Origin of the sequence: Agrococcus sp. HG114, from assembly GCF_024723325.1 — a bacterium.
Lineage (GTDB): Bacteria > Actinomycetota > Actinomycetes > Actinomycetales > Microbacteriaceae > Agrococcus.
Window position 1 is genome coordinate 1 of sequence record NZ_JANQCH010000075.1, and the last position, 10888, is coordinate 10888.

Annotated in this window: 10 protein-coding genes; all 10 read right to left on the minus strand. The window is 72.5% G+C overall.

All coding sequences use genetic code 11. The annotated features are described in order from the left end of the window. Nucleotides 1-1261 (minus strand): histidinol dehydrogenase (gene hisD / locus NWP09_RS08510; RefSeq protein ID WP_258275091.1); only part of this gene is annotated, 1261 nt, incomplete at its 3' end. A 50-nt stretch (nucleotides 1262-1311) separates the two neighbouring features. Further along, entirely contained in the window at nucleotides 1312-4821 is a 3510-nt protein-coding gene (dnaE, locus tag NWP09_RS08515; RefSeq protein WP_258275092.1) for a DNA polymerase III subunit alpha, read from the minus strand. A 57-nt stretch (nucleotides 4822-4878) separates the two neighbouring features. Beyond that, the gene (locus NWP09_RS08520; RefSeq protein WP_258275093.1) at nucleotides 4879-5799 is read right to left on the minus strand and encodes an RluA family pseudouridine synthase; all 921 of its coding nucleotides are present in this window, start codon (nucleotides 5797-5799) and stop codon (nucleotides 4879-4881) included. Continuing rightward, a complete protein-coding gene (gene lspA / locus NWP09_RS08525) occupies nucleotides 5799-6407 on the minus strand; it encodes a signal peptidase II (RefSeq protein ID WP_258275094.1) in 609 nt (202 codons plus the stop codon). The genes NWP09_RS08520 and lspA overlap by 1 nt, the downstream gene beginning before the upstream one ends. 8 nt (nucleotides 6408-6415) lie before the next feature. Beyond that, nucleotides 6416-7174, minus strand: a complete 759-nt coding sequence (locus NWP09_RS08530; protein WP_258275095.1) for a DivIVA domain-containing protein — start codon at nucleotides 7172-7174, stop codon at nucleotides 6416-6418. Between the two features lie 112 nt (nucleotides 7175-7286). Then, complete coding sequence (locus NWP09_RS08535) at nucleotides 7287-7592, minus strand: YggT family protein (protein ID WP_258275096.1); 306 nt, start codon at nucleotides 7590-7592, stop codon at nucleotides 7287-7289. Between the two features lie 24 nt (nucleotides 7593-7616). Next, a complete protein-coding gene (locus NWP09_RS08540; RefSeq protein WP_258275097.1) occupies nucleotides 7617-8087 on the minus strand; it encodes a cell division protein SepF in 471 nt (156 codons plus the stop codon). 26 nt (nucleotides 8088-8113) lie between these two features. Then, nucleotides 8114-8788 carry a YggS family pyridoxal phosphate-dependent enzyme gene (locus NWP09_RS08545; protein WP_258275098.1) on the minus strand — a complete coding sequence of 225 codons (675 nt, stop codon included), beginning with the start codon at nucleotides 8786-8788 and terminating at the stop codon, nucleotides 8114-8116. 1 nt (nucleotide 8789) lies between these two features. After that, nucleotides 8790-9953 carry a cell division protein FtsZ gene (gene ftsZ, locus NWP09_RS08550; protein WP_258275099.1) on the minus strand — a complete coding sequence of 388 codons (1164 nt, stop codon included), beginning with the start codon at nucleotides 9951-9953 and terminating at the stop codon, nucleotides 8790-8792. A gap of 205 nt (nucleotides 9954-10158) precedes the next feature. Then, the coding region (locus tag NWP09_RS08555) for an FtsQ-type POTRA domain-containing protein (protein WP_258275100.1) at nucleotides 10159-10888 on the minus strand (730 nt) is incomplete at its 5' end.

The following is a 10888-nucleotide window of genomic DNA, read 5'->3' on the forward strand; positions in this document are numbered from 1 at the left end:
GGCCCTCGGCGGCGGCGAGCGCGACGACATCCGCGCGCACCGCCTCGAGCGCCGCGGCGTCGTAGCGCACGACCTGCTGGGGCCGCAGGAAGGTCGCGGCGCCGAGGCCCGCCACCCGCCGGGCCTGGCCGCCCGTGGGCAGCACGTGGTTGGAGCCCGCCGCGTAGTCGCCGAGGCTCACGGGCGCGTGCGCCCCGAGGAAGATCGCGCCCGCGTGGCGGATGCGCGCGAGCACGCCGTCGTCGTCGCGCGTGTGGATCTCGAGGTGCTCGGGGGCGTACGCGTCGCTCACGCGCGCGGCGGCCTCGAGGTCGCGCACGAGCACGATCGCGGACTGCTCGCCCTCGAGCGCCGCGCGCACGCGCGCGGCGGCGGGCGTCGCGGCCGCGCGCCGCGCGACGGATGCGTCGACCCGGTCGGCGAGGTCGGCGCTGTCGGTCACGAGCACGGCAGCGGCGAGCTCGTCGTGCTCCGCCTGGCTCACGAGGTCGGCCGCGACGAGCTCGGGGTCGGCGCTGTCGTCGGCGATGACGAGGATCTCGGTCGGGCCGGCCTCCGCGTCGACGCGCACGCGCCCGGCGACGGCGCGCTTCGCGGCGGCGACGAAGACGTTGCCCGGCCCCGTCACGACGTCGACGGGCTCGAGCCCGAGGGCCGGCACGCCGAGGGCGAGCGCGCCGATCGCGCCGGCGCCGCCCATCGCGTACACCTCGTCGACGCCGAGCAGTGCGCACGCCGCGAGGATCGTGGGGTGCGGGAGGCCCTGGTGGTCCGCCTGGGCGGGGCTCGCGACCGCGATCGAGGCGACGCCCGCCGCCTGCGCGGCGACGACGTTCATCACGACGCTCGAGGGATAGACCGCCTTGCCGCCGGGCACGTAGAGGCCGACGCGGTCGACCGCCTGCCAGCGGAGCTCGACGACGGCGCCCGGGGCGAGCTCGACCGAGGCGGGCGGGGGCACCTGGGCGGCGGAGCCGACGCGGACGCGCCCGATCGCGGTCTCGAGCGCCGATCGCACGCGAGGGTCGAGGGCCTCGAGGGCCGCCGCGATCGCGTCGGCCGGCACGCGGACGTCGGCGGGCCGCACGCCGTCGAAGCGCTCGGCCTGCTCGAGCAGCGCCTCGGCGCCGCGCTCGCGGACGTCGGCGATGAGCTCCTGCGCCGCGGGCAGCGCCCGGTCGACGTCGACCTCGGGCCGCGGCAGCAGCGCGCGCAGCTCGCGATCCTCGGGCAGCGTCGTGAGGTCGAGTCGTCGGAGCATGGCCTCCATCGTATTCGCGCGCCCGCTCCCCGGGGGCGACCGAGCGACGCTCAGGCGATCGAGGCGGGGCCCAGCAGGCTCTTGATCTCGCCGAACAGGTCGCTCGAGACGCGGACCTTCTGCGGGAGCGCGAACACCCGCAGCACCTCGGGACGCTCGAGCGCGAGCCGCACGTCGGTGGGGCCCGAGTGGCGCTCGAGCAGCGTGCGCAGCTCGCGCATCGCCGTCATGGACGCGCGCCGCTCCGGGATGCGCAGCTCGAGCGGCCGCGACTCGTCGACCGGCTGCACGTCCGGCGTGTCGATCATGTTCGCGTGCACGGTGAACCCGTCGTCGCGCGTGCGCACGCGCCCGCGCACGACCACGACCTGGTCGGCGACGAGCGCCGGCCGGAACTCCGTGTAGGTCTTGCCGAGCACCATCACCTCGAGCTCGCTGCCGAAGTCCTGCAGCGAGAAGATGCCGTACTGGTTGCCGGAGTTCCGCGCGACGCGGTGCTGCACGCTCGTGATGAGGCCCGCGAGCGTGACGGTGTCGCCGTCCTCGCACGCCTCGGCGAGCTCCTGGATCTGGTGCGTCGCGTGCTTCGCGAGCTCGAGCTCGAGCCCTGAGAGCGGATGGTCCGAGACGTACAGGCCGAGCATCTCGCGCTCGAACGCGAGCTTGTCGCGCTTGCCCCACTCCGGCCTGTCGGGGACCCGGTCGGCGACCGTCTCGAGGTCGTCGAAGATGTCGCCGAAGAGGTCGACCTGCCCGTTGGCCTCGTTGCGCTTGATCGAGACGGCGGCGTCCACCGCATCCTCGTGGATCTCGAGCATCGCCCGGCGCGTCGCCCCGAGGCTGTCGAACGCGCCCGACTTGATGAGCGACTCGACCGTGCGCTTGTTCGCGACCCCGAGCGGCACCTTCTTCAGGAAGTCGTGGAAGCTCGCGTAGGCGCCCTCGCGCTCGCGCGCGGCGATGATGCCCTCGACGACGCCCTCGCCGACGTTGCGGACCGCGCCGAGGCCGAAGCGGATGTCGTCGCCCACCGCGGTGAAGTAGAGGGACGACTCGTTCACGTCCGGCGGGAGCACCGTGATGCCCATGCGGCGGCACTCCGAGAGGTAGAGCGCCATCTTGTCCTTCGAGTCGCCGACGCTCGTGAGCAGCGCCGCCATGTACTCGGCCGGGTAGTGCGCCTTGAGGTAGGCCGTCCAGTACGAGATGACGCCGTACGCGGCGGAGTGCGCCTTGTTGAAGGCGTAGTCGGAGAAGGGCAGCAGGATGTCCCACAGGGCCTTGACGGCGCCCTCGGAGTAGCCGCGCTCGCGCATGCCGCCGGAGAAGGCCTCGAACTGCTTGTCGAGCTCGGCCTTCTTCTTCTTGCCCATCGCGCGGCGCAGGATGTCGGCCTGGCCGAGCGAGTAGCCCGCGACCTTCTGCGCGACGGCCATCACCTGCTCCTGGTAGATGATGAGGCCGTAGCTCTCGGCGAGGATCTCGGCGAGCGGCTCCTCGAGCTCGGGGTGGATGGGCGTGATCTCCTGCAGCCCGTTCTTGCGCAGCGCGTAGTTCGTGTGCGAGTCGGCGCCCATGGGGCCGGGTCGGTAGAGCGCGATGACGGCCGAGATGTCGCCGAACGAGTCGGGCTTCATGAGCCGCAGCAGCGAGCGCAGCGGCCCCCCGTCGAGCTGGAACACGCCGAGCGTGTCGCCGCGCTGCAGCAGCTCGTACGCGCCGCGGTCGTCGAGCGCGAGCGTCTCGAGGTCGAGCTCCTCGCCGCGGTTCGCGCGGATGTTGTCGAGCGCGTCGGAGACGATCGTGAGGTTGCGGAGCCCCAGGAAGTCCATCTTGATCAGGCCGAGCGACTCGCACGCGGGGTAGTCGAACTGCGTGATGATCGCGCCGTCCTGCTCGCGCTTCATGATCGGGATGATGTCGATGAGCGGGTCGGACGACATGATGACGCCCGCCGCGTGCACGCCCCACTGGCGCTTGAGGTTCTCGAGCCCGCGCGCGGTCTCGAAGACCGTCTTCGCGTCGGGGTCCGTCTCGATGAGGGCGCGGACGTCGCCGGCCTCCTTGTAGCGCTCGTGGCTCTGGTCGAAGATCCCGGAGAGCGGGATGTCCTTGCCCATGACCGCGGGCGGCATCGCCTTCGTGAGCTTCTCGCCCATGCCGAACGGGAAGCCGAGGACGCGGGATGCGTCCTTGAGCGCCTGCTTCGACTTGATCGTGCCGTACGTGACGATCTGGGCGACGCGCTCGGAGCCGTACTTCTCGGTGACGTAGCGGATGACCTCGGGGCGCCGCCGGTCGTCGAAGTCGATGTCGAAGTCGGGCATCGACACGCGGTCGGGGTTGAGGAAGCGCTCGAAGATCAGGCCGTGCTCGAGCGGGTCGAGGTCGGTGATGCGCATCGCGTACGCCGCCATCGAGCCGGCGCCCGAGCCGCGGCCGGGGCCGACGCGGATCCCGTTGTCCTTCGCCCAGTTGATGAAGTCGGCGACGACGAGGAAGTAGCCGGGGAAGCCCATGTTCGAGATGACGCCCATCTCGTACTCCGCCTGCCGCTGCACCGCCTCGGGGATGCTGCCGCCGTAGCGGCGCTCGAGCCCCACCTGCACCTCGTGGCGGAACCACGACTCCTCGGTGTGGCCCTCGGGCACCGGGAAGCGCGGCATGTAGTTCGCCGACTCGTCGAACTCGACGTCGCAGCGCTCGGCGACGAGCAGCGTGTTGTCGCACGCGCCCTCGAGGTCGCGGAACAGGTGCCGCATCTCGGCGGCCGACTTCACGTAGTAGCCGCCGCCCTCGAGGCGGAAGCGGTTCGGGTCGTCCATCGTCGAGCCCGACTGCACGCACAGCAGCGCCTCGTGGCTCTTCGCGTCCTCGGCGTGCGTGTAGTGCAGGTCGTTCGTCGCGAGGAGCGGGAGCCCGAGGCGCTTGCCGATCTCGAGCAGGTCGTCCTTGACGCGGCGCTCGATCTCGAGCCCGTGGTCCATGACCTCGAGGAAGTAGCTGTCGGCGCCGAAGAGGTCGCGGTTCGACGCCGCCGCCTCGAGCGCGAGGTCGAACTGGCCGAGCCGCAGCCGGGTCTGCACCTCGCCCGAGGGGCAGCCGGTCGTCGCGATGAGCCCCGTCGAGTAGCGCTCGAGCAGCTCGCGGTCCATGCGCGGCTTGAAGTAGAAGCCCTCCATCGACGCGTAGGAGGAGAGCCGGAACAGGTTGTGGAGCCCCTCGTTCGTCTCGGCGAGCAGCGTCATGTGCGTGTACGCGCCGCCGCCGGAGACGTCGTCGCCCGACGACGAGTCGGCGCCGCCCCACTTCACGCGCGTCTTGTCGCTGCGGTGCGTGCCCGGGGTGATGTAGGCCTCGGTGCCGATGATGGGCTTCACGCCCTGCGCGCGCGCGGCCTTCCAGAACTCGTACGCGCCGAAGACGTTCCCGTGGTCGGTCATCGCGACCGCGGGCATCCCCTCCTCCTGCACCGCGCGCATGAGCTCGTTGATGCGCGCTGCGCCGTCGAGCATCGAGTACTCGGTGTGGACGTGGAGGTGCGCGAAGGAGTCTGCCATGGCCCATCGATCCTACGGCCGGGCACCCACGCCGAGCGGCCGCCGCGCGTGCCGGCGCTACTCGTCGCGGAGCAGCTCGAGCGCGCGTGCGAGGTCGGGCGACGGCTCAGAGCGGAACTCGGCCCACTCCCCCGTCGCCGGGTGCCGGAACCCCAGCCGCACGGCGTGCAGCCACTGGCGCTCGAGTCCGAGTCGCGCGGCGACCGTGGGGTCGGCGCCGTACATCGTGTCGCCGAGGCACGGATGCCTGCGGGCGGCCATGTGCACGCGGATCTGGTGGGTGCGCCCGGTCTCGAGCCGCACCTCGAGCAGGCTGCCGCCGCGGAACGCCTCGAGCGCCTCGTAGTGCGTGACGGCGTGCTTGCCGCTCGCGACGACCGCGAACCGCCACTCGTGGTTCGGGTGGCGCCCGATGGGCGCGTCGATCGTGCCGACGAGCGGGTCCGGGTGGCCCTGCACGGCGGCGTGGTAGATCTTCTCGACCTCGCGGTCGTGGAAGGCGGCCTTGAGCAGCGAGTACGCCCGCTCGCTCTTCGCCACCACCATGAGGCCGCTCGTGCCCGCGTCGAGCCGGTGGACGACGCCCTGCCGCTCGGCGGCGCCGGAGGTCGCGATGCGGAAGCCCGCGGCGGCGAGCGCACCGACGACCGTCGGGCCCTGCCAGCCGACGCTCGGGTGCGCGGCGACGCCGGCGGGCTTGTCGACCACGACGATGTCGGCGTCGTCGTGCACGATCGCGAGGTCGGGCACCGGGGTCGCGACGACGACCGGCTCCTCGCGGGGCTGCCACGAGAGGTCGAGCCACGCGTCGGCGCGCAGCCGGTCGGACTTGCCGAGCGGCGCGCCGTCCTGCACCGCACCGCCGCTCTCGAGCATCGCGACGACGGCGGTGCGCGAGAGCCCGAGCAGGCGCGCGAGCCCGGCGTCGGCCCGGGTTCCGTCGAGCCCCGGCGGCACCTGCAGGAAGCGGGTCTCCATCACGCCCGCGGGCCGGCTGCGTCCGTGCCGGGCTCCGCCGGCGCATCCGCGCCCTCGGCGGTGCTCGGCTCGTCGGTGTGCCGGTGGCCGTCGAGGCCGATGTTCAGCAGCACGAGCAGCACGATGAGGCACATCGACGAGACGATGAAGATGTCGGCGATGTTGAAGATCGCCGGGAAGCCCCACACCTGGATGAAGTCGACGACGTGGCCGACGAAGAAGCCGGGCTCGCGCGTGAGCCGGTCGGTGAGGTTGCCGAGCGTGCCGCCGAGCAGGGCGCCGAACGCGGCGGCCCACAGGGGCGAGCGGATGCGCCGGGTCTGGGTCGCGATGAACACCACGACGCCCGCGGCCAGGATCGTGAAGATCCACGTCGAGCCCGCCGCGAGCGAGAACGCCGCGCCGGGGTTGCGCACGAAGTGCCACTGGAGGAGCTCGCCGAGCACCTCGCGGCGCTCGCCCTCGGCCATCGACGCGATGACCCACTCCTTCGTGAGGAAGTCGCCGAGCCACACGAGCGCGGCGACCCCGACGACGACCCCCAGCATGCGCCACGAGCGCTGCACCGGGGCCGCCTCCGGGGTGCCGGACGCAGCGTCGTGGGTCACCGAGCGGCTCAGCTGCCGCCCTGGCCGCCGAAGGCGAGCGAGGAGGAGCGGTCGAGGTCGCGCAGCTGGCTCTCGATGTAGCCGCGCAGCTTGAGGCGGTAGTCGCGCTCGAAGCTCTTGAGCTCGTCGATCTTCTGCTCGAGGGTGGCCTTCTGCTCGTCGAGCTTGGCCTTCGCCTCGTCGAACTCCTGCGCGAGCACCTGCTTGCGCTCCTGCGCCTCGTCCTCGATCTGCTGGGCGGTCGCCTCGGCGGCGGCGATGAGCTCGTCGCGCTTGCGCTCGCCCTCGGCGACGTGCTCGTCATGCACGCGCTGCGCGAGCGCGAGCAGGCCGTCGGCGTTGCTGACGACCGGCGACGGCGCGGGCGCCTCGGCAGCGGGCTGCTCGACCTCGTCGGCCGGCGCGGCCTCGACGTCGGCAGCCCGCGCGGGCTGCTCCTGCTGCGCGCGGGCGAGCTCGGCCTCGCGCTCGGCGAGCTGCTGCTGCAGGCGCTCGTTCTCGGCGCGGAGCTCGTCGAGCTCGGCGGTGTCGACGGCGCCGGCCTCGGCGTCGGCCGGGACGGGGGCGGGCTGCGCGGGGGCGGCGACGGCGCCGCCCTGCTTCAGCTGCTCGTTCTCGGCACGGAGCGCGTCGTTCTCCTCGATGAGGCGGCGCAGCTCGGTGACGACCTCGTCGAGGAAGTCGTCGACCTCGTCCTGGTCGTAGCCGTCGCGGAAGCGCGTCGTCTCGAAGCGCTTGTGGACGACGTCGTCAGGAGTCAGAGCCATTGCGTGCCTTTCTTGGTCGGCCGCCGGCCCGATCGGACCAGCAGCGCGGAATCACTGTACCGGTCGGGGACGGCGTGGTGTCGATCCTAGCCATGCCCCGCCCGAGGGCCGCTCAGAGCTGCGCGAACCGGAAGGGCCCGACGACGGCCATGAGCAGCAGGAGCGCGAGGAGCAGCACCATCATCGCGAGGTCGAGCATCGCGCCGCCGACGCGCACGGGCTTGACGAAGCGTCGCACGAAGCGCAGCGGCGGGTCGGTGAGCCGGAGGATCCACACCGACACCACGAGCCAGAAGCCGGAGGGCTTCCAGTCGCGGCGCACCTGCCGCACGATGTCGAGCACGACCCGCGCGAACAGCAGGTAGAAGACGATCTGCGCGGCGGTGTGCACGATCCACGCGAGGATCGGGACGAGCACCACGGGAGGACGGCGGTCGGCGCGTCAGTGCGCGAAGACGGCCGACTCGGCGTCGTCGTCGAACGCGCGACCGCCGGAGACGGCGATGTGCTCAGGGGTGAGGAGGTACACCTTCGTCGTGACGCGCTCGATGCGGCCCTCGAGGCCCTGCGTGAGGCCGGCCGAGAAGTCGATGAGGCGACGGGCGTCGCCGTCGGTCATCTGCGACAGGTTGATGATGACGGGGGTCCCCGAGCGGAACGCCTCGGCGATCGCCTTGGCGTCCTTGTACTGGCGCGGGTGCACCGTGAGGATCTCGCTCATGTCGTTCACCTTCTGGCTCGCTCGGAGCTTCGTGACGGGGGCGCGGCGCTGATCCTCGGCGGGGCGCTCGCGCAGCGGCTGGGGCGCGCGGTCCTCGCTCTCGGTCCGCTCGACGGGGCGGACCTCCTGGGTCAGCTCGTCCTCTTCGGCGAAGCCGAAGTAGATCGCCGCCTTCTTCAGTGCGTTGCTCATGGATCCTCCTCGTGGCTGGGTTCACGCTATAAGCCGGGCGGGCGGTTTCCCGTGATTGCGGTGCCGATCCGCAGGTGTGTCGCGCCGTGCTCGAGCGCCTCGCGCCAGTCGCCGCTCATGCCGGCGGAGATCCACCCCGCGTCGGGATCGATCGCGCGCACGCGCTCGGCGAGACGGGCGAGCCGCTCGAACGCGCGCGCGGGCTCCTCCCCGAGCGGCGCGACGGCCATCACGCCGCGCAGCCGCAGGGCGGCGGAGGCGGCGACCCGCTCGGCGAGCGCGTCGAGCCCCGCGGGGTCGACGCCCCCTCGCTGCGGGTCGTCGGTGAGGTTGACCTGCACGAGCGCATCGCGCACGGGGCGCTCGTGCCCGGGCTCACCGCCCTCGAGTGCGTCGACGAGCGACGTCGCGTCGATCGAGTGGAGCACGTGCGCGTAGGACGCGACCTGCCGGGCCTTGTTGCGCTGCAGCTGCCCGACGAAGTGCCACGTGAGGTCGAGGTCGGCGAGCTCGGCGGCCTTGTCGCGCGACTCGGGGTGCCGGCTCTCGCCGAAGTCGCGGTGGCCGGCCTCGGCCAGCTCGCGGACGAGCGATGCGGGGTGGCGCTTCGTGACGACGACGAGCGTCACCGCGCGGCCCCGGCGCGCGCCCTCGAGCTCGTCGAGGAACGCGGCCAGGCGCGCGGCGGCGTCGTGCGTCATGTCAGCGGAGGAAGTCGGGGAGGAACTCGTCCTCCTCCTCGTCGACCTGGGTGAGCGGCTGCACGGGGCCCGTGAGGTGGTCGGCGACGGGGACCGCGGGGATCGGCCGCCGCTCGTGGGCGCTCTCGCGCTCCGGGGCGCTGTGGCTCGTCTCGCGCAGCCCCATCTCGGTGCGCGCCGCGGTGCGGATCACCGAGTCGTCCTCCTTCGGCGCCGGGCCGGTGCCGTCGAAGCCTGCGGCGATGACCGTCACGCGCACCTCGTCGCCGAGCGTGTCGTCGATCACGGTGCCGAAGATGATGTTCGCCTCGGGGTGCACGGCCTCCTGCACGAGCTTCGCCGCGTCGTAGGTCTCGTGGATGCCGAGGTTGCTGCCGGCCTGGATCGACAGCAGCACGCCGTGCGCGCCGTCGATCTTCGCCTCGAGCAGCGGGCTCGCGACGGCGAGCTCCGCGGCCTTGATCGCCCGGTCGGCGCCCCGCGAGGAGCCGATGCCCATGAGCGCGGAGCCCGCGCCCTGCATGACCGACTTCACATCGGCGAAGTCGACGTTGATGAGCCCCGGGGTCGTGATGAGGTCGGTGATGCCCTGCACGCCGGCGAGCAGCACCTGGTCCGCGGTCTCGAACGCCTCGACCATCGAGATGCCCATGTCGCTGATCTCGAGCAGCCGGTCGTTCGGCACGACGATGAGCGTGTCGACCTCGTTCTTGAGCGCCTCGACGCCGGCCTCGGCCTGCGCCTGGCGGCGCCGCCCCTCGAAGGAGAACGGCTTGGTGACGACGCCCACGGTGAGGGCGCCGAGGCTCTTCGCGATGCGCGCGACGACCGGCGCGCCGCCCGTGCCGGTGCCGCCGCCCTCGCCCGCGGTGACGAAGACCATGTCGGCGCCTGCGAGCGCCTCCTCGATCTCCTCCGCGTGGTCCTCCGCGGCGCGACGGCCGACCTCGGGGTCGGCGCCCGCGCCGAGCCCCTTCGTGAGCTCGCGGCCCACGTCGAGCTTCACGTCGGCGTCGCTGAGCAGCAGCGCCTGCGCGTCGGTGTTGATCGCGATGAACTCGACGCCGCGCAGGCCGAGCTCGATCATGCGGTTCACGGCGTTCACGCCGCCGCCGCCGACGCCGACCACCTTGATGACGGCGAGGTAGTTGTTGTTGGAAGTCACGGTCCCGGCCCCTCGATCGAACTCTCAACCTCTAGTTGAAGTTTAGAGAATTCCTCACTTCATTGCTGACGACTCCGACGGTACGGGCGGCCTCCCGCCTGCGCTCGGAGCGACTCGGTGTGTCGGCGCCGAAACCGAGAAGAAAAAGAATCGTCACCGACGCGGCGCACGGATGCCGCGCGATCGGGCTCGGGTCCGTGCCTGCTCAGCCGGCCACGACGACCGGGTGCTCGGGAGCGCTCACGTCGAGCACGCGCGCGAGCGCCGGGTCCTGCGTCTCGAGGAGCGCCGCGAGCACGTCGGCCTTCAGCTGGCTCTCCTCCTCGCCGCCCCACACGACGCTCTGACCGCTGCGCAGCAGCAGGCGGATGTCCGACGGCGACGCGGCCGAGATGCTCTCGGTCGACGCGAGCACCTCGGCGGGGACCGAGACGAGCACGGTCGCGATGGCATCGAACGCCTCGCTGCCGACCTCGACCCCGTCGAGGCGCGGGAGCCCCGCGGTCGTCTCGTCGACGGCGCCGAGCGCGACGCCCGCCGCGTCGATGACCTGCTCGCCGGCCGGCCCCGGGGCGATCGCTGCGGGGCGGCGCTCGACGACGTGCACGACCACGGTGGACGGCGGCACGACGTCGAGGCGGAACGACTCGATCTGCGGGATCGAGCGCAGCCGCTCCGCGACGCCCGCCTCGGTGACGGTCGCGATGGGCTGGCCGACCGCCTCGGCGAGCGCCGACTGCACCACGGCCGCGCCCAGCCGCTCGGTGCCCTCGACGCGCACCTCCCGCACCGACATGAGCGGCGACCACACGAGTCCGACGAGCAGCGCGAGCGCGAGGCCGAGCCCCCCGACCGCGAGGAGCGCCGCGCGCAGCTGGCGCCGCCGCGCGGCGGTGAAGCGGCGGACCTCCGCGCGCTCGCGCCGGCGTCGCGCC